The sequence below is a fragment of the Prochlorococcus marinus str. MIT 9313 genome (assembly GCF_000011485.1).
Classification (GTDB): Bacteria; Cyanobacteriota; Cyanobacteriia; order PCC-6307; family Cyanobiaceae; genus Prochlorococcus; species Prochlorococcus marinus_D.
On sequence record NC_005071.1, the window covers coordinates 1,774,202 to 1,791,054 of the forward strand.

The 16,853-nt window shown below is 48.7% G+C and carries 20 protein-coding genes and 1 tRNA gene; 15 read left to right on the forward strand and 6 right to left on the reverse strand.

Annotated elements, in window-relative coordinates; translation table 11 throughout:
• Positions 1-13 precede the first annotated feature (13 nt).
• The 6 genes from metK to AKG35_RS08955 all read left to right on the forward strand — a co-directional run bounded on the left by metK (position 14) and on the right by AKG35_RS08955 (position 4,811).
• Positions 14-1,273 carry a methionine adenosyltransferase gene (metK, locus tag AKG35_RS08925; protein WP_011131037.1) on the forward strand — a complete coding sequence of 420 codons (1,260 nt, stop codon included), beginning with the start codon at positions 14-16 and terminating at the stop codon, positions 1,271-1,273.
• A gap of 7 nt (positions 1,274-1,280) precedes the next feature.
• On the forward strand, positions 1,281-2,564 hold the full coding sequence (locus AKG35_RS08930) for an FGGY-family carbohydrate kinase (protein ID WP_011131038.1): 1,284 nt from the start codon (positions 1,281-1,283) through the stop codon (positions 2,562-2,564).
• 189 nt (positions 2,565-2,753) lie between these two features.
• Entirely contained in the window at positions 2,754-3,029 is a 276-nt protein-coding gene (locus AKG35_RS08935; protein ID WP_011131039.1) for a DUF2470 domain-containing protein, read from the forward strand.
• Between the two features lie 81 nt (positions 3,030-3,110).
• Positions 3,111-3,773: a ComF family protein gene (locus tag AKG35_RS08940; protein ID WP_011131040.1), complete on the forward strand. Its 663-nt coding sequence runs from the start codon at positions 3,111-3,113 to the stop codon at positions 3,771-3,773.
• A 700-nt stretch (positions 3,774-4,473) separates the two neighbouring features.
• Positions 4,474-4,546 (forward strand) — tRNA-Phe (locus tag AKG35_RS08950).
• Between the two features lie 10 nt (positions 4,547-4,556).
• Entirely contained in the window at positions 4,557-4,811 is a 255-nt protein-coding gene (locus AKG35_RS08955; RefSeq protein ID WP_011131041.1) for a hypothetical protein, read from the forward strand.
• Positions 4,812-4,819: 8 nt separating this feature from the next.
• Here the strand turns inward: AKG35_RS08955 and AKG35_RS08960 are convergent, their stop codons facing one another.
• Entirely contained in the window at positions 4,820-5,290 is a 471-nt protein-coding gene (locus AKG35_RS08960; protein WP_011131042.1) for a hypothetical protein, read from the reverse strand.
• A gap of 527 nt (positions 5,291-5,817) precedes the next feature.
• Here AKG35_RS08960 and AKG35_RS08970 point away from each other — a divergent pair.
• Genes AKG35_RS08970 through AKG35_RS08980 form a run of 3 tightly spaced genes read left to right on the forward strand, consistent with a single transcriptional unit; the run spans position 5,818 to position 7,161 of the window.
• Positions 5,818-6,006: a hypothetical protein gene (locus AKG35_RS08970; RefSeq protein ID WP_041384636.1), complete on the forward strand. Its 189-nt coding sequence runs from the start codon at positions 5,818-5,820 to the stop codon at positions 6,004-6,006.
• Positions 5,996-6,529, forward strand: coding sequence for a phycobiliprotein lyase (locus AKG35_RS08975; protein ID WP_011131044.1), 534 nt, complete (start codon positions 5,996-5,998; stop codon positions 6,527-6,529). Before AKG35_RS08970 ends, AKG35_RS08975 begins: the two co-directional genes overlap by 11 nt.
• A 17-nt stretch (positions 6,530-6,546) precedes the next feature.
• Positions 6,547-7,161, forward strand: a complete 615-nt coding sequence (locus tag AKG35_RS08980; RefSeq protein WP_041384638.1) for a chromophore lyase CpcT/CpeT — start codon at positions 6,547-6,549, stop codon at positions 7,159-7,161.
• A gap of 319 nt (positions 7,162-7,480) precedes the next feature.
• Here the strand turns inward: AKG35_RS08980 and AKG35_RS08985 are convergent, their stop codons facing one another.
• Positions 7,481-8,830 (reverse strand): HEAT repeat domain-containing protein, encoded by a 1,350-nt coding sequence (locus AKG35_RS08985; protein WP_011131046.1) that lies wholly within the window; start codon positions 8,828-8,830, stop codon positions 7,481-7,483.
• Positions 8,831-10,611: 1,781 nt separating this feature from the next.
• On the opposite strand from AKG35_RS08985, the gene AKG35_RS08990 reads away from it, so the two are divergent.
• Positions 10,612-11,532: a HEAT repeat domain-containing protein gene (locus AKG35_RS08990; protein WP_011131047.1), complete on the forward strand. Its 921-nt coding sequence runs from the start codon at positions 10,612-10,614 to the stop codon at positions 11,530-11,532.
• 3 nt (positions 11,533-11,535) lie between these two features.
• Here the strand turns inward: AKG35_RS08990 and AKG35_RS08995 are convergent, their stop codons facing one another.
• From AKG35_RS08995 to AKG35_RS09005, 3 genes are all read right to left on the reverse strand, one after another.
• The gene (locus AKG35_RS08995; RefSeq protein ID WP_011131048.1) at positions 11,536-12,171 is read right to left on the reverse strand and encodes a HEAT repeat domain-containing protein; all 636 of its coding nucleotides are present in this window, start codon (positions 12,169-12,171) and stop codon (positions 11,536-11,538) included.
• A gap of 169 nt (positions 12,172-12,340) precedes the next feature.
• Positions 12,341-12,808, reverse strand: a complete 468-nt coding sequence (locus AKG35_RS09000; RefSeq protein WP_011131049.1) for a bleomycin hydrolase — start codon at positions 12,806-12,808, stop codon at positions 12,341-12,343.
• 56 nt (positions 12,809-12,864) lie between these two features.
• Positions 12,865-13,410 (reverse strand): bleomycin hydrolase, encoded by a 546-nt coding sequence (locus AKG35_RS09005; protein ID WP_011131050.1) that lies wholly within the window; start codon positions 13,408-13,410, stop codon positions 12,865-12,867.
• Positions 13,411-13,562: 152 nt separating this feature from the next.
• Here AKG35_RS09005 and AKG35_RS13665 point away from each other — a divergent pair, with 152 nt between their 5' ends.
• From AKG35_RS13665 to AKG35_RS09020, 3 genes are all read left to right on the forward strand, one after another.
• Positions 13,563-13,697, forward strand: coding sequence for a hypothetical protein (locus tag AKG35_RS13665; protein ID WP_268869572.1), 135 nt, complete (start codon positions 13,563-13,565; stop codon positions 13,695-13,697).
• A gap of 192 nt (positions 13,698-13,889) precedes the next feature.
• Entirely contained in the window at positions 13,890-14,096 is a 207-nt protein-coding gene (locus tag AKG35_RS09015) for a hypothetical protein (RefSeq protein WP_041384640.1), read from the forward strand.
• Between the two features lie 112 nt (positions 14,097-14,208).
• Complete coding sequence (locus AKG35_RS09020) at positions 14,209-14,928, forward strand: heme oxygenase (biliverdin-producing) (protein ID WP_011131052.1); 720 nt, start codon at positions 14,209-14,211, stop codon at positions 14,926-14,928.
• On the opposite strand, the gene AKG35_RS13670 is transcribed toward AKG35_RS09020, so the two are convergent.
• On the reverse strand, positions 14,925-15,059 hold the full coding sequence (locus tag AKG35_RS13670) for a hypothetical protein (protein WP_268869573.1): 135 nt from the start codon (positions 15,057-15,059) through the stop codon (positions 14,925-14,927). The two genes, AKG35_RS09020 and AKG35_RS13670, sit on opposite strands and share 4 nt — an antisense overlap.
• 97 nt (positions 15,060-15,156) lie before the next feature.
• On the opposite strand from AKG35_RS13670, the gene AKG35_RS09025 reads away from it, so the two are divergent.
• Together AKG35_RS09025 and AKG35_RS09030 are read left to right on the forward strand one after the other, a co-directional pair.
• Positions 15,157-15,906: a 15,16-dihydrobiliverdin:ferredoxin oxidoreductase gene (locus tag AKG35_RS09025; protein WP_011131053.1), complete on the forward strand. Its 750-nt coding sequence runs from the start codon at positions 15,157-15,159 to the stop codon at positions 15,904-15,906.
• Positions 15,903-16,676, forward strand: coding sequence for a phycoerythrobilin:ferredoxin oxidoreductase (locus AKG35_RS09030; protein ID WP_011131054.1), 774 nt, complete (start codon positions 15,903-15,905; stop codon positions 16,674-16,676). The genes AKG35_RS09025 and AKG35_RS09030 overlap by 4 nt, the downstream gene beginning before the upstream one ends.
• Positions 16,677-16,853 lie beyond the last annotated feature (177 nt).

The following is a 16,853-nucleotide window of genomic DNA, read 5'->3' on the forward strand; positions in this document are numbered from 1 at the left end:
ACTTCAGTTCTCCATGAGCCGTTACGTCTTCACCTCTGAGTCCGTCACAGAAGGGCATCCCGACAAGATCTGTGATCAAGTGAGTGATGCCGTTCTAGACGCCCTACTCGCTCAAGACCCCAGCAGCCGAGTTGCCTGTGAAACAGTTGTCAACACAGGGCTCTGCCTCATTACAGGCGAAGTGACCTCAAACGCCCAGGTTGATTTCATCCATCTTGTTAGGAACGTAATCCGCGAGATTGGTTATAGCGGTGCTCGTGCAGGTGGGTTTGATGCCACGAGTTGCGCCGTGCTCGTTGCCCTGGATCAACAATCACCAGACATCGCCCAAGGGGTTAATGAAGCCGACGACCATTCAGGTGATCCTCTTGACAAGGTGGGAGCAGGAGACCAAGGGATCATGTTTGGCTACGCCTGCGACGAGACCCCTGAGCTGATGCCCCTACCCATCAGCCTCGCCCATCGCCTTGCCCGTCAACTCGCTGCAGTCCGTCATGACGGGTCTCTGAGCTACTTGCTACCTGATGGGAAAACCCAAGTCAGTGTGGTCTACGAAAACGACCGTCCTGTCGCGATCGACACGATTTTGATCTCCACTCAACACACCTCGGAGGTAGAGGGCATCTCAGATGAGAATGGAATCCGTGAGCGGATCACTCAAGACCTCTGGACCCATGTCGTAGAACCAGCGACTGCTGACCTCCCCCTCAAACCCAATCGTGAGGCGACCCGCTTTTTAGTCAATCCAACCGGTAAGTTTGTGGTGGGAGGCCCCCAGGGGGATGCTGGCCTTACTGGCCGGAAGATCATCGTAGATACCTACGGCGGCTATGCCCGCCATGGTGGTGGAGCCTTTTCCGGCAAAGACCCAACCAAAGTGGACCGCTCTGCTGCCTACGCCGCACGATTTGTGGCCAAGTGTCTTGTAGCAGCAGGCCTCGCTCAACGTGCAGAGGTGCAACTCAGCTATGCCATTGGCGTGGCTAAACCCGTATCGATCCTAGTGGAATCTTTTGGCACCGGAAAAGTCACGAATGACGAACTCACAGCCTTGGTGCAAGACCATTTTGACCTGCGACCTGGTGCCATCATCGAACAATTCAAGCTGCGTCAGCTGCCTCAGCAACGCGGAGGACGGTTCTACCAAGACACTGCTGCCTATGGCCACTTCGGCCGCCCTGATCTAAAGCTTCCCTGGGAAGACGTTACTGACAAGGCCTCCACTCTGCTTCAAGCAGAGGCCCAACAACAAAAACAGGGAAGCAGCCTCTAGAAACCCCATGCCTAACTCGTCCCTGGCGCTCGGCATCGACCTTGGCACCAGCGGCGTACGGCTTGCCGTGCTCAACGAGCACGGCAAGCTGATCCACACAAGCAAAACGGACTATCCAAAAGGGCTTGAGAGTCCTGAAGACTGGAAAACCTGCTGCACAGAGCTGATTCGTGCTTTACCTAGCAGCCTGCGACAAAACCTGGGTGCAGTCGCTATCGATGGCACATCAGGAACACTGCTGGCCTGCGACCGCTCTGGCAAACCACTCGACACAGCGCTGCCATATCACCTGAGCTGCCCGGAACAAAGGCCATCACTCATCTCCCTTGTATCCCATGAAGAACCAGCCTCAAGTGTGAGCAGCAGCCTGGCAAGAGCTCTACGACTCATCAGCACACATGGCCCCTCTGTTCTGCTTCGCCATCAAGCGGACTGGATCAGCGGCTGGTTGCTAGACAATTGGTGCTGGGGAGAAGAAGGCAACAACCTGCGCTTGGGCTGGAATTTGATTGATCAGGCCTGGCCTACCAGCTTTGCCGAGACAGCCTGGCGGGCAGCACTTCCTGAGATCGTAAGCAGCGGCAAAGTTCTGGGTACGGTGGCACCTGAGCAGTCCCAAAGCCTTGGCCTACCGAAACAACTCCTCGTAGTAGCAGGTACCACCGACGCCAATGCTGCTGTTTTAACTGCCAATGCAGGTCCCGACGACGGCATTACCGTGCTGGGCAGCACTCTTGTGCTGAAACGTTTTACGGAAGGTCCAATCCGTGGTGCTGGCATCACCAACCATCGCGTTGGCGGACGATGGCTCTGCGGCGGAGCCTCCAATGCCGGGGGCAGCGTCCTTCGACAACTGTTCAGTGATACTCAGCTCAAAGAGTTAAGCCGCCAGATCAATCCAGAGTTCAACAGTGGTCTAATGCTGCGCCCTCTTCCCGGCCCCGGCGAACGCTTCCCAATTGACGACCCCACACTCGAACCACAGCTAACTCCACGACCTGTGAGCGATTCCCTGTACCTCCATGGCCTGCTAGAAGGCCTCGCACACATCGAATTGCAAGGCTGGCAACGTCTCAAAGAACTTGGCGCACCCCCTCCCAAGCAAGTGATCAGCCTGGGAGGGGGTGCCCGCAATCCCCAATGGCGTCGATTAAGAGAACGGATCCTTGGCATACCCGTCAAGACTTGCACCAATCCACCAGCTGCCGGAGTCGCCCGTCTGGCCTTGCAAGCGATCTCTCCTCAACACAACTTGGTTAGTACCAAGCAAGAAGCGGATCACCAGCTCTGAATGGTGCTAACCAAATGGCATAACCACATTTTGACTGGACTGGTTGTCATGAAGATAAGTTCAATGAGCTTCAATGTGATGGAACTAGAGAGACTTCCTTCTTGATCAGCGCTTTGACTAACTCCTAGTGGGAAGAGCTCACTTCAGGCTCTCCAATCTCTAGTCTCAAAATTTCCAACATCACTGCTGATGAGCTCCGATCCCCTCACCCCTGATGTCAGTGCACGCATCTGTCGCCACATGAATGGCGACCATGCAGAAGCTGTTATGAATTATGCGCGTTACTACGGAGGAATTAAAGACCCCCAAACAGCCAAGATGATTTTAATTACCTCAGAAAAGATGGAACTTGAAGTGGATGGGGATGCCTTAGAGATCAAGTTCGACCACACTCTCAACGATAGTGAAGATGCCCATCACACTCTGGTGGCCATGCTGAAAGCCATGCCGAAATCATCTGGCTGATATTGCCTCATAAGGGAACCCTGCCAAAAGAACGAGAGGAATCCTTGCTTCAGAAGCTGAACTGCATTGCTTTCATCCCTGATGCGAGCAGGTCATGCCCTGCTCATGCAACCCCAGTGCCCCATCTGCCGGGCAGCGATTACCTCAGATGCCGAGTGTTCCAAGCCTTGCCTGAACTGTTGCATGAAACTCGATCTACCAGCCGATGGCTTAAGAGGCTTCAGTCCCCTGAACTGGCGTGCGCTGGGTTGGTACGAAGGTCATCTCCGCCGGCTGTTGTTGAATCTGCGTCGCAATCGGAAGCTCTCAGCCATCCACGCCTTAGCAAAACTGCTGACCCCGCTCGTCCCCATCAACGCTGTGCTGGTCCCGATTCCGAGCTGGAAAAGCCTAAGCCGAGCAAATCCTGTACCCCAACTTCTGGCCAGTGGCTTATGCCGTCCCTGCCATGGCCTCTTACGCCGCCGCCATGCAACCGTGGGACAACACCATCTCGACAGAGAGCTACGCCAGCGAAATCAAATTCATTCATTCGAAGCGGTGCCAGGCCTTAGCAACAACGCAACTGACTGGTCCTTTCATCGGGTTTGGATTGTTGATGACATCCTCACCACTGGTGCCACAGCTCTGGCAGCCAGAAATTGCTTGCAGAATCTTGGCATTACTGTAGGTGGTGCGATCTGCCTGGCAAAAACCCCAAAACAAAAGAGCAAATACAACCCCAAAACCATTCGCAATGGGTGAGTCTGGCCAACAGGGCGACTGTCAGTCCAGAGGCAATGTTTAGCTTTAGCCGAAAAGATGCATGGTCAAGAATTAGGCCACGAGTCAAAAGAGCAAACGCCGTCATAGATACCAACAGGGCATGCATGGCCTTTACCTTCAATTGAAAAGCGCATAGGGCAGGGAATGCAGAAAGCCAACAGAGCGACAAGATCAACTGCTCGAACAAGACACCGAGCCAAACCGGCAGCCTGAGTAAGCATGAGAATTCCTCTAGCCAGATGGGCCAACCAGGAGGAAACACGCAGGCTGATAGCGCTTTGTCCAACAGACTGCCCCCAGCCCCCGAGCATCAAGTCATAGAAGGGAGGGTGTGAGTCGGTTTTCTACTAATCGAAGATGGAAAGAACTGCGAGCTAAAACGCCTGAATCACAGTGCGCAGCTCATCACCGCAAAGACTAGAGCGATCGATCAGGCAGAAGGCTTTGATGGCAAAAAACAAGCTCACCATCAACGCAGGAACGACAACGCCACTGCTGATCTACTGATGAGCTTTGGACTGCCCCCTGAAGCATCATGATCATCGCCGCCAAGACGCGATTGGGTTTGCGCCACAGCAAGGTTGCTGACCCAGCGGCCTAAGGCAATGATTTCATCACCACCCTGGCAAGGCTTTGCCTCACCCAGTGATTTAAGATTCCGAGGTCGCGAAGGCGACTAGCCGGGATAGCTCAGTTGGTAGAGCAGGCGACTGAAAATCGCCGTGTCCCCAGTTCAAATCTGGGTCCTGGCATCAATTTAAGATGCCCATTGCCGTGTCTTTCTCTCCGTCCAACGAAAAGAGCGACCGCCTGTTCAATAATGCAGACAATTTTGCGATGATATTTGATGAGGCCTGGAAGAACTATCAGTCTAAAAAAGAGGGAAATAAGCTTAGTCAGGAGACTAAACTAAATCTAGTCCTAGACACGATCAAAGACCACCCATTCCTATTGGGATCTCCATCCATTGCCAAAGAAGTGGCTCAATTTCGCATCCGACTTCTTGATCTGATCTAAAATATAGATCAGGCTAAAAGCAGATTTGTTTGCGCATCCTCCACGCATTGAGTATCACCAACATCATCGTCAGAAGCCCCATCTCCATTCTCAAGGCACTGATCAACATTCCCCTCTGCCTGGAAATCTTCTGTCTTCAAATTAAAGGTTTGGTCTGATTCACTATTCTCAGGCTTAACCTCTTGAAGGGTCTGCCCTTCTGATGAAATCGCGTAAGCGAGGTTGAACGAGGTACATCGGCCTGGATCAACGTCTAAAAGCCCCTGAAGGTGCCTCACGCGCTCCTCACTATCAACAAGGAGCTTCTTAGTGGCTTCATGGCAGCCATCATCTTTCAAACATTGACTACTCTCAAGTGTCGCGACCCTTTCTTCAAGCTGAATCAGCCTCAAAATTAAGGCCTCACTCAACTGACTAAAACCATGCAGTTGCTTACTAAGCAACTTTTCAAAAGAGGCCTTGTTTTCACTGACCGTCATCAGTTATTTCCTCCCAGAAAGAATCTTGCCGATGGTATCGGTGCCACGCTGCCTGTCCATCTCAGAAGCTTCAACGAGGCAAAGTTTGTTTCATCACTCTTCTCCAATTTCTACTGCGAGACCAAGACAAGATTGAGCAGATGAAGCAAGAAGCGATTGAATGGTGGCGTAATTTTCCAGAGATTAGATAGAGCTTGTTTGAGTTAGGGCAATCGCCTGGGTCAATGGCCGGGCAGAGAAAGCGAGCAAGACGGCCCGCAAGTATTTATACCTAAGCGGCTCCTGATTGCTCTTCTTCTCTCGCCTGCTAGCGACTGACAAGGATGAATCTATAGGTTGATGACCTTATATCCAAGCCAAAAAAATCATGAAGCCATGCAAACTGAAAACAATTAAAGATTTTGGCTTCCAGCTCACAGGAAGACACCTCTTGCTTGTTTATCATGGCCAAAGGGAGATGATTTCCCTGCAAACCATTGAGCTGTCGACAGGGCGACAAACTGAACTTTCCATCACCGACTTTCCCCATGCCTCTGTTTCGCCCCCCTTCAAGTGAACAACCGGGTGATCAATCTGCCCTAACCCCCTCAGGGAAAGAAATTCCCATGGCAATGTCGATGATGGTTGACTCCATGGTACGCATGATTCAAAAAGCCAGTGGCAATCAGCCAAGTGGTCAAAACGAAGACTCAAACGAATCTCTTGATGAACATTGAGCAGTTCGTTGCTCAATGTGAAGGTACATGGCGGTCAATGCGAAGTAGCCATTCACTAGCCTTCCAACAATTTGAGGAAGTACTAAGCGAGATTCGCATCCAAAAGGTCAATAGCGAAGATCCGGAAGTTATCCAACTCCTCAAGTCCACGACAAGTCACAACAGCATGCCCGTATCGCCGTTCAAAATGGAATGGCAAGCTGAAAGTGACTGGGAGCCAAATGTAAAGTCAGAGGTCACATCGGGCTCATGCCTTTTAATACCTATCCCAAAAACCCATGAGAAAGGGGTGATCTTAAGAAGTAGGGGCTATGCAGAAGCTGAAAAAGCTGTCTCAAATTATGAATTCCTATCAGACGGGACTTTCCTGCTGATAACCAAATATGGTCAATCTATTGCTGAGGAGAGAATCTGGTTTGTTTCCAAACACATTCGGTGCCGATCATCAGTTCTACGAACATCAGAAGGCTCAGGCGTCCTGCAAACATCTTTTGCCTCGGAAGTACGCAGGCTAAAAAACTAAAGGATCAACAAAAAAAGATGCGTCAGAGTTCATTACTGCGTTTCGCCAAAACATTAGCTGCTCACTACAGCAACAAGGAGCAAGCTCAGAAAGATCCAATCCACTTTGCCAGAATCAATATCTACTTTAGGCCACTATTATGGGATGTATTTAAGGGGCCTGGATATTATTCAGAGCAAAGTTACGATTATGATCCATGGCGTCCTTATCGTCAAGGCGTGCATAAATTACTAGCGAACAAAGAAGCATTCATATTGGAGAATTATAGTTTGCAAGAGCCTAAGCGCTTGGCTGGCGCAGGTTTTTACCCTGACCTTCTCAATCACCTATGCGCTGATACGCTCCTTCCGCGACGGGGCTGCTCTATGCACTTCAAGGAAGTAAAACCAAACCAATATCAAGGACAAGTTGAACCTGGTAACAACTGCCTAGTTCCTCGCAACAACACCATGACTTATCTGGTCAGCGAGGTGGAGTTTGATGAAAAAATTTGGATTAGTCGAGATCGCGGATTTGACCCAAAAACACATGAACAGCTCTGGGGCTCAAAGCACGGTCCACTTCACTTCCAACGTATTGTCAATCTAGGCGATCATCTTAACGAAAGCTGGTTGCGCTCTTCCTCACACTGAATTAACACATCAAAGAAACAATTGATGTGTCGCAAGAATGAAATAACAGGAGGGAGAAATCCCATGACAGTTCAATACATCTATTAACTGTCCCATGAACTCACATCCTGCTTTCCAGGCCCACTAAGCCATTGCCGTTTTTACCTTGCAAAAGCCAGGTCCTCTCGAACACTTCGAGATAAAAGCATGAAGAAATTAATAGGCTCAATATCTTGATAGTTAACCAGTAAAATAATAATAAATAAAGCACTAAATCTATAATCAATACTGCTATCCAAGATTCACGAGCAAGGGGAATCAGCAACAAAGAAGAATACCCTTAACTTACAGGATGAGAAGCCCCGATACGATTCATCTCAAGACTATTAACCTTAGCTCGAACAAAGCGATGTGGGTCCTCCTTACTTCTAACCACATTCTCTACCAATGTGCCCCATTCTTCTACATGAAGCAAAGGCTCAATAGCCAATAATGCTGCATATCGACAGGCCCAGTAAGGAGACTTCTCTGGGTTCAGCCATTGAGACAAATAGGAACAACCAATCTCGGGGCTATATTGCATCAGCGTAAGGATGGAAGCTGGCTTGAATTTAATAAAATCAGGCCAACGCCGATCAAGTGCAGAGAAGCAGAAATCCTGAATTTTCTGTTGTGCTGTTTCCGGCCAATCGGTCATAGATCTAAAAAGAAGCATAAAGAAATAGAGCGAACCATAATCCTTCTTTGCTCGTTCCCAGCATTTCAATAACAAAGGCCAAAGCTCTGTTGGATTGCGACTACGCAAGGTCTGAACAGCAAGATAACAGCGACTAAAATCAGTCCCGAATAGTTCCTCAATCAGGAAGGCATCTTTAGGGGATTCATCATAATGATGCACCAGATCAAGATCATCTGGGTCATCAAGCATCAGCCCATCCAAAATAACCAGCAAATCAAGTCCATTCTTCTTTACCAACTTTTCAGGCCAAAGAGCATTCAAGGCCCGCATGCGAAAGGTCGGAGATACAGGTGCCCTTAAAGTAGCCTTAAGTAAATCAAATTCACCTGCATCGATAACATCCTGAATTGCAAGATGTCGATCCATCTGAACAGGAAGGGCCAGATGCAACTCCAGCTCCATCAGTCGATCTTTTTTGCCGCAAAGCCTAAACACTGCAGCAAGAGCAGCACCACGAACACCAGGCGTGGCATCATCCTGCAAAGACTCAATTCTTGATGCCGCTGAAACCACCCCAAGACAAGCCAGGCTCTGAATCAACACGCGCCGATGCTGCTTGGGATCATCTAGCAAAGACAGCATGACTTGATGTAGATCAGGGTCCTGACAATCCAACTCTTGAAGGGCCCAAGCAGAAATCTCAACCAAATTTGGATCAGTGCTTGTAAGGCAGCGACCAATGGCAGGAATTGCAGCGGTACAACGAAGACGAGCCAAGCCCTCAACGGCCTTTTTACGGGCAATCACAACAGGCAATTCAGACGACTCTGACTCAACCAGGCGCAACAAGGCCTCTTCTGTCAAGGGTCCAGGGAATTTGCTTAGGTGAAAGGCTGCCTTGTAGTAATCACTGTCCAACTCCAACTTATTGATAGGCGTACAAAGAATCTTGAGTGCCTCTTGCTGGCTGAGAGATGGAAGATGATCGAATGGGCTCTTCAGCTCTTTCACTAGATCAGAATATGAACGAGGAGCAAGGCAGAAAGGTTAGCCAAGTCATTACTCTGGAACACTACATTCCTATCTGAGTCATCTTTTAAGAAATATTAGGCAATCGTGAACTCTACTGTTTTGCGAAAGGTACTGATCTCAAGTTAGAGGCATGCCTACTGGAAGAAGCTGGAATAGAAAAGTATCGCTACTGACTGATCATGAATTTGAGATTCAATAGAGGCAGCATTCACTGAAATATCTAATCACTAAATTGATCCTTGTCATCTTGCCAAGACCCTCAAAAACCTCTCAATCAATCATTCTCTCCCATAGCAAATAGCCTCAGTGTTGACTACGGAATGACTCTTTATGACTGAGGAGAATCGAAATGTCCGCCCCAATTCAACATAGAAAACACTAGCCAGATTTCAGCAGCCACAATGTGATACATGCTTCGAGCGAAGATGCATTCATTAAAGAGGTGAAAAAATCATAATACAATGCATAGGTGAATTCATGAGTTGATATTACCAGCTGTTCAGGGACAGGAGCTTCTGTTCCCAATAGAACGATAGCTTCAATAATGATTGACTGATTCAACCAGACAAGTTTACTTCTATCTCTTGCAACTAATGCAGCAAATTAGAAAACAACAAAGAATGGCCAGGACTCCACAAATAGCCCCTAAAAGAAGCATCAGCTAAAGAGCAAAACATTAGGCTCAAAGCCATAGCTGCATGAAATCTATGTGCCAACTTAAACCGCAAAGTATCATGGCTCATCCATTACTTGTCGGCAAAGAAATCTACCATCATTAACTTAATGAGAATGCCGCGCTATTGCCCGCCCAATTGAGCTCACTTACGAACAGTTCACGTCGCTCAACCTCAACGAAAGAAGCTATTTCTACTTCCATACTACAATCTGTAGCTTTTGATTCATCCACATGAGTCATATTGATCAACAATAAAACATGTTTTGAGGTAGAAAAGCTGTGGGAATAAGCAAAGGATTACATTCTATGGAAATAGAGCGCAGGGCTAAAACTCTTAGTACATTGACTGACATACAATCTGGGAAGGAGTCGAGACTTGCGCAAGCATTGGTAATAGCCTTAAAAACAAGGCCAACTTTCAACCACCCAACAAGGGGGCTGGAGTGCCTCAAGAATCAATTTTAATTCTAAAAAATCAAGCTTCACTGAACAGCTTATCGTCGCTTTACTGAACACTATTATATCGACAAGTCAATCATCCCAAAAGGGGGAACTCTAATGGCTTCAGATCAATGAAATTAAAAAGCCTTTTAGCTTCTATCATCATCCTGAAGCTGTTCTAGCTAATGGTAATTATCAAGCTGTTGGAGTCTACAATCTCAGGCATGCACAAACTTAACTGCTTATCAAGCAAAGCAAGCACAATCGCAGGATCCTTTCAAGGTCCAATAACTATCGCAAGAACTCTGACCATCCCTTAAACAAATTTATAACAGCTAACCTTCCAAAGGCAATCAGGATGGCAAAGGGTTTAACTAACTTCAAGGCTAAAAAACGCAGCAAAACCTTCGGTCAGGATCCTTACTAGTGCAATTCCAAAAGAATGAAGGCACAATTTCTAATTACAGCCAAAATCCTGCACAATTCACAAATAGCATCATGGTCTCATTGTTATCCCCTTAGCCTTCTATCAGGCAGGCTTGCATAAGGGCCTTAACCGTTAAAACAGTGGATCCGTTGATCTCTCGACTCTAGTCATTACCTTGCTCACATCGATAATGCATGCATTCTCAAGTCGACAACATTGACACAGGACCACCCCTTCAGCATCAATACTGACGAGTCGTTGCTGAATGAAGACGAAGCCGCTGAACTGGCCGATGAATTAAAGGCCATGCTCAGACGTGGAGACACGCCGAAAGCCGATGCAGAGCAAATTCAGCGCATGGTGTCTGGTCTTGGCGATCATCGAGGATTGCTTCGACGTACGTTTGCAGAAAGTCTCGGCGTCGTAGGCAAGGCCGCGGTGCCAGCACTTTGTGTGGCCCTACACAAGCATTCCAGTGCCACGGTTAGGCGCGCCGCCGCAAAGACCCTCAAACTAGTTGGCGATCCGAGTACCTTGCCAAATCTCCTCGAAGCCCTTCTCAACGATCCAGACCCTGTCGTTCAGGGATCAGCGGCAGGAGCTATGGCGATTTTTGGTGCCGATGCAGTAGAGCTCCTGCTAGAGGTCCTCATCAATCCCAACAGCACAGCAATGCAATGTGGATTCGCTAGCTGGGGGCTGGCCTTTGTGGGAGCTCAAGCACCTGATGCTCTTCGCAATGCAGCCCAATCCGACCATGCAGAAATTAGAGCGGCAGCCATCGCCGGCCTGGGGGAACAAATACAAGCCTTGGGTGATACAGATGCTCGAGAGCTTCTCCTAGAAGCTTTAGTTGACCCTGCCAGCGATGTGCGTGCTGAAGCAACCATATTGCTTGGCAAGCTACACGAACCATCCTGGGCACAGCCAATGTTATTGGCCAGGCTCGATGATTTACACCCTCAAGTCCGAAAGAATGCAGCCTTATCTCTAATGAAACTGAAGGCAACGGAAACACTCAATAAACTGCTTACAAGAAAGTCTGCAGAACAAGATGAAAGCGTCAATAAGGTTTTGCAGCTCGCAATTGATCAGCTTTCGCACGAAGATCTAAAGAAACATAATGATGAAAGCTAGTCATTATTGAGTGCTGGGCTTGCCTGCATTACGTTGCTCAAATGTATTGAGAGCATCAATCACGCTCCCTCCCAACAAATCATCAATTAAATCGTCCGCCTGAAGCTCTTTCAAGCAAGCTTCAACTGCAGGATCATCAACTTCCCCAAGAGCAGTTACTGCAATAGCAGCCAGCAAGATATTCTTACTTTTGCAACTCTGTAGCAGAAGCGGAAGCCCCTGCTTGCCGAGAAGAGATAAAAGCGGAACCACTGTAAGGATCAACTCAGGGATATCATCCTGTAGAGCCAATTCGACAACCTCCATGGCCTCTTTTGGGAAGGCTTCACCAGGGAACTTAGCTGCCACTTGCACAAAAGCCTTGAGACAACTTGTGCGAACTATTCTATTCTCACTGGCATGAAATATCTGCGCCAAAGGGAGCAAGGAGCGTCCGCCAAATACACCAAGAGCTTTTACAGATGCTCTTCTAAGTTCAATATCAGTCTGATCCAGATTGGCCAGCAGTCTAGGCATTGACTCCTCAGGCCAGTGGCGAGACATTTTCAAATAAGCTTCTTCTTTGATTTGTGGATTTGGATGAGCAAAGTCATCAAATAAATCCTCAAGATCAGGCTTACAGTTTTCATCCTTGCTCATGTATGCAGGCTTAGCACATCTCAAGTCACTAGCGATAAGAGTAATTCAGAAGAGCTTGGTGGAGATCTTTAAATCAAATAGATTCCCAATGCTATTACAGACAAGGCCAGCCAAGCTAAAAAACAAGCTGCGCAGACCTTCAGAGGTAGCCGCCTAAAGGCATTGAGGTTCAGGAGAGAGCATTAATCAGGTAGTTAAGAAGGTCCTTAAACTCGTTGGCAGCTTGCTGATCCATATCACGAGGAACACATACACGCTCACGGATGTAGCTAAAGGCCTCGATGTAGGCAGAAGTAGGGATACCGAGTGTGCGAAAAACTTCTCGAACACCGGCAATACCCCACTCATCAAGGGGGCCAGTGCTACCTGCTATCAAGCAATAGTTAATCAGGCGCAAGTAATGGTTGATGTCTCTTGCACACTTGTCCCTAGTTGCAAGGTCATACTTACCATCGCTGTAAACAGCTTTAAGTGCATCAGCAGTCACATTATCTATGCCAGAAGCAAGCTTCTCAGCAGCTTCCATGCGGGCAGCCGCACGATCGAAGGATACCTTGACAGCTTTAAGGTCACTGATATCAGGGAAACGACCTGCTGCATCTGCTGCAGTGATCACTGTTGTGACAGCAGATTTCATCGTGTGATTCCTTTTAGGGAAGTGTGATAATTAACTTGAAGAAGATTGCGAATGATTCAGCTAAGGGAGCTGATCACACGATCAAAATAGGAAGCAGCTTCTGCAGCAATGCCCTGGCAGTCAGAACCCTTACCAGAGATGCCCTGGAAAGCAGAGGGACCAGAATTTGTATTCGTAATGATAGCGACAGTAGCGGCCTTCATGATCTCAACAGCACGAACTGCGTTCTTAATAGGCACCCCCAGAGCGTCGTAGGTCTCTTTGAGACCATTGAGGCAACGATCATCCAGAACAGATGCATCACCTGCCAAGAGGGCGTAACTGACATAGCGGAGGATGATCTCTCCATCGCGCAAGCAAGCAGCCATGCGGCGAGTGGGATAGCAGTTACCGCCAGGCTGAGTCATGCCTGTGTTCTCGCAAACCATGCCGCTCACTGCATCCGCTGCAATACAAGAAATGTGTTGCGCGATTGCATTGGTTGCATCGATTCGAATGTTGGCATCCGCAACGTGCTGACGAAGAGAAGCCAAATCGGCACTGCCGAGGCAAGCCCCTTTGGCATCAGCACCAACTACAGCGCGAGAGAATGCGTCAAGCATTGGCAAGCCGGACAGGACTGGGGGTTAGGGAGCTTCTGAACCATTAAGGGAAGACTCCAAAAGCTAGATGGACATTACCACTTGCAGATAAACCTCTTAATGCGGGTGACGCCTTAAGAAGCCTGCATTAAAGCGGCAAGACCTTTGCGCTAATGGGTTTTGCCCCCCTTGATTGGGCTGAAGACGAACGCAATCGTAAGCCTCTATACCGAAACCCAGCCAATCAGCAAGCAATCACGCAACGGTTCGTCACTGAAGCATCCACGCAACCAAGACACACTGCTTGATCAAACTTTTGGGCTTCAGCACTCCAACAGACTCCAAGCCATCAAGAGTAGAAGCAAGCCATGCAAGGCTTCATTGAGTTGCGTTGATCATTGCTCGAAAGGCTCGATGTTGAACTCCTCTAAAGGGGTTCTCTTGCTTGAAATGATGATTAAATATTCAAGTGTAGGCTTAAAGATGAGTGATTAAAACCAATGCCTGAAGCCACACGAGAAGAGCTACAGGAAACCATTGGGGATCTAAACGCCTATCGCAAGCGATTACGAAATGAAATCATCTCGATTGGGCAAAAGCTAAGGATGCCTCAAAAAAAGATCGACGCCTCATTAGCCGAACATACCGAGTTGCAGCGAATCGACTTGATTCTCACTGAGCTCGTCGCACAGCGTGATCAGAATTAATCCAGCCTCATTGCCGTTGCATCCTGTTCAAGTACGAATCCTTCTTTTAAGGTCTTCCTAAAACTGCCATTTAGCCTCCTAGGGTCAATCAAGACATTCGACTTCAAGCACCTTGGCGGTAGCCCTTGCGAGCCAACTAAGAGAAGGCACCAAGGCCGCCCACACGATGGCCGAGAACACTGGTTTCGTGAGCTGTTTCCTTAAAGGGGTGGTTGATCAGTCCAGTTATCGCATGCTGGTGGCTGATCTCTATTTCGTCTACTCCGCACTGGAAGCAGAAATCGGCAAGCTGCGTGAGCAAAAGCATCCGGTGGTGGCACCTATTGGCTTCCCCGAGCTCAATCGCTGCGAGGCCTTAGAACAAGATTTGATTTTTTATTTCGGCAGCGACTGGCGCAATCTGGCCAAGGCGACGCTGGCGGCTCAGGAGTATGTGGCCCGTATTCATAAGTTGGCGCAGGAGTCGCCTGAGTTACTAGTGGCTCATCACTACACCCGCTATCTTGGGGACCTTTCAGGCGGTCAGATTCTCAAGACCATTGCCCAGAAGGCCATGAAGCTAGGGGGCAATGACGGCGTGCGTTTTTATATCTTTAATGACATTGAAGACACCAAAGCGTTCAAGACTCTATACAGCGCCACCCTTGACAGCCTGCCGATCAATCAGCAAACCGCCGAACGCATGGTCGAGGAGGCAAATATGGCCTTTCACTGCAATATGGCCATGTTCAAGGAGTTGGAAGGCAACCTAGTGGCTGCAATTGGAAAGGTCCTGTTTGGATTCCTCACGAGCCGCCAACGAGGCGGCAGCACTGAGGATGCGGTGGCCTAAGAGGAAAAAGCAAGAGGTTGGCGGAGAATTAACACCTTCAACTGTTCAACACTTTCAACCTGGCTGAGGATGAAATGCTTGCGATCACCAGTCTCTATCAGTCCACTCTTGAGATCGAACGATCTGGGCATGTGATTGGCCTATTCATCAAACATGCCATGAAGCATCAAACCACTGATCTTGAGAAAATCTTCAACTCAGCCCAAAGAAGTGAGGGATCACATTTAGATGTTTGACCCATTACTTGAGAAACTGCACTCCAGCATCCGAATACAAGGCGGAGAAACTGCAGCAGTTCCTGATGGTCTTAGGGAATGTCGAAACGAGAAAAAAAACAGCTGGATTCGAAGTTGGCTCTGGCAGGTACCAGGGTTCCGTCGCTGGAGGGTCTCGCGACTCGATGCAGGGGAAAGCCTTCAGGTCCTCAACTCAGTGGCTTATCCGAACTACAACATTGATCAGCCATTGATGGGATTGGACTTGTTGTGGTTTGGGAAGAGACAAAAGCTAGTAGCGATCCTTGACTTCCAACCCCTCATTCAAGATCAGTCCTACTTAGAGCGCCACTTCCAGGGACTCAAAACCCTCCAAAATCGTTTCCCTGAACTGAGTGGAGAGGAGACGATGCGATTGTTCGATCCCAATCAATACTTCTCCCCCTGGTTACTTTTCTGCAGAGGCGGCGCCGAAAAAGCAACCAACTCCTTACCTGAAGCGTTCAACGCTTTCCTGCACTGTTACTGGGAGCTTCACCAACAAAACAGCGATAAGGCCTCCCTAATACCGGCGGCCGAAGTCAAACAACTACAGATCGCGTATGACATTTACAGCGCTGAGCGGGATCCAGCCCACGGCCTGTTTACGAGTCATTTCGGCAAGGCATGGTCTGATCGCTTCCTACACGAATTCCTATTTCCTGCCAGCACTAAAGCGGATTCATCTCCGCCGGCAGACGCAGACGATGACCTACCTCGATGAAACCCTCACGCCTAAGCAGCCTTGATCCAGTCAAGATGCCCGAATGGCGATGGGCGCCGTTCCTCAGCCATGCCATCAACGCTTTCATACCACTGAAGCCTGAGCCATACCCAGTAGCTCCAGAGTTCCTGCAAAGAGAAGGGAAAACAGGCTCCAAATCTCAACCCATCAGGGTGACAACATGCACCTGGGCTTGCAGAACCAAAAAGTTCAGACAGGTGCGAGCCGCGTGCGTGGAGGCCGGCCGTTCTGCCTCGGTCTTGAATTTCGTGATAAACCCTTATCACACCTTCGATCTTCCCTTCTTCGGTGCAGACTTAGTAACACTTCCATCTGGGCACCTTTTAGCACTGGACTTACAGCCAGCAATCACAAGTGACGAACGCCATACCAAACAAGTCTGGGAACGACTGATGCCAATCTTTGAACACTGGAGAGTTCACCTCCCTGAGGGAGGGCCGATACCAGAAGAAGCTAAACCTTACTTTTCACCAGGATTTCTCTGGACTCGCCTACCCCTAAGCATTGAAGGGAACCAACTGATAGATGAAGTCATCATGCCAGCATTTAAAGACTACTTAAACCTTTACTTAGATCTTGTCGAAATGGCAGAGGAGGTCTCCCCTCAACGTGCCTTCAAGCTGCTGGAAGGTCAGAAACGATACTTGAGCTACAGAGCGAAAAAGGATCCAGCAAGAGCCATGTTGGCTCGCTTCCATGGTCACCAATGGACCGAGTCTTATATCCATAACGTTCTTTTTGACCTCTAAGAACGCTCTGATCAAGACCCTACAAAGTCTCAAATGAACTCATTGAAAAACGAAATTCTTTTGTGCATTGTTGATTTCAACTCAACAAACCTGAGCCAAGGCAAGCCATCAATAGACTTAAAGCCCCTTGCAAATGCAATCAAAGATGCCTCCGTGGTATGCCAAGCGATTCACGCT

What these genes read in the sequence shown, in the direction of transcription:
- metK (WP_011131037.1), top strand. Translation starts at nt 14, where the DNA reads ATGAGCCGTTACGTCTTCACCTCTGAGTCCGTCACAGAAGGGCATCCC.
- AKG35_RS08930 (WP_011131038.1), top strand. Translation starts at nt 1,281, where the DNA reads ATGCCTAACTCGTCCCTGGCGCTCGGCATCGACCTTGGCACCAGCGGC.
- AKG35_RS08935 (WP_011131039.1), top strand. Translation starts at nt 2,754, where the DNA reads ATGAGCTCCGATCCCCTCACCCCTGATGTCAGTGCACGCATCTGTCGC.
- AKG35_RS08940 (WP_011131040.1), top strand. Translation starts at nt 3,111, where the DNA reads ATGCGAGCAGGTCATGCCCTGCTCATGCAACCCCAGTGCCCCATCTGC.
- AKG35_RS08955 (WP_011131041.1), top strand. Translation starts at nt 4,557, where the DNA reads ATGCCCATTGCCGTGTCTTTCTCTCCGTCCAACGAAAAGAGCGACCGC.
- AKG35_RS08960 (WP_011131042.1), bottom strand. Translation starts at nt 5,290, where the DNA reads ATGACGGTCAGTGAAAACAAGGCCTCTTTTGAAAAGTTGCTTAGTAAG.
- AKG35_RS08970 (WP_041384636.1), top strand. Translation starts at nt 5,818, where the DNA reads ATGCCTCTGTTTCGCCCCCCTTCAAGTGAACAACCGGGTGATCAATCT.
- AKG35_RS08975 (WP_011131044.1), top strand. Translation starts at nt 5,996, where the DNA reads ATGAACATTGAGCAGTTCGTTGCTCAATGTGAAGGTACATGGCGGTCA.
- AKG35_RS08980 (WP_041384638.1), top strand. Translation starts at nt 6,547, where the DNA reads ATGCGTCAGAGTTCATTACTGCGTTTCGCCAAAACATTAGCTGCTCAC.
- AKG35_RS08995 (WP_011131048.1), bottom strand. Translation starts at nt 12,171, where the DNA reads ATGAGCAAGGATGAAAACTGTAAGCCTGATCTTGAGGATTTATTTGAT.
- AKG35_RS09000 (WP_011131049.1), bottom strand. Translation starts at nt 12,808, where the DNA reads ATGAAATCTGCTGTCACAACAGTGATCACTGCAGCAGATGCAGCAGGT.
- AKG35_RS09005 (WP_011131050.1), bottom strand. Translation starts at nt 13,410, where the DNA reads ATGCTTGACGCATTCTCTCGCGCTGTAGTTGGTGCTGATGCCAAAGGG.
- AKG35_RS13665 (WP_268869572.1), top strand. Translation starts at nt 13,563, where the DNA reads ATGGGTTTTGCCCCCCTTGATTGGGCTGAAGACGAACGCAATCGTAAG.
- AKG35_RS09015 (WP_041384640.1), top strand. Translation starts at nt 13,890, where the DNA reads ATGCCTGAAGCCACACGAGAAGAGCTACAGGAAACCATTGGGGATCTA.
- AKG35_RS13670 (WP_268869573.1), bottom strand. Translation starts at nt 15,059, where the DNA reads ATGCCCAGATCGTTCGATCTCAAGAGTGGACTGATAGAGACTGGTGAT.
- AKG35_RS09025 (WP_011131053.1), top strand. Translation starts at nt 15,157, where the DNA reads ATGTTTGACCCATTACTTGAGAAACTGCACTCCAGCATCCGAATACAA.
- AKG35_RS09030 (WP_011131054.1), top strand. Translation starts at nt 15,903, where the DNA reads ATGAAACCCTCACGCCTAAGCAGCCTTGATCCAGTCAAGATGCCCGAA.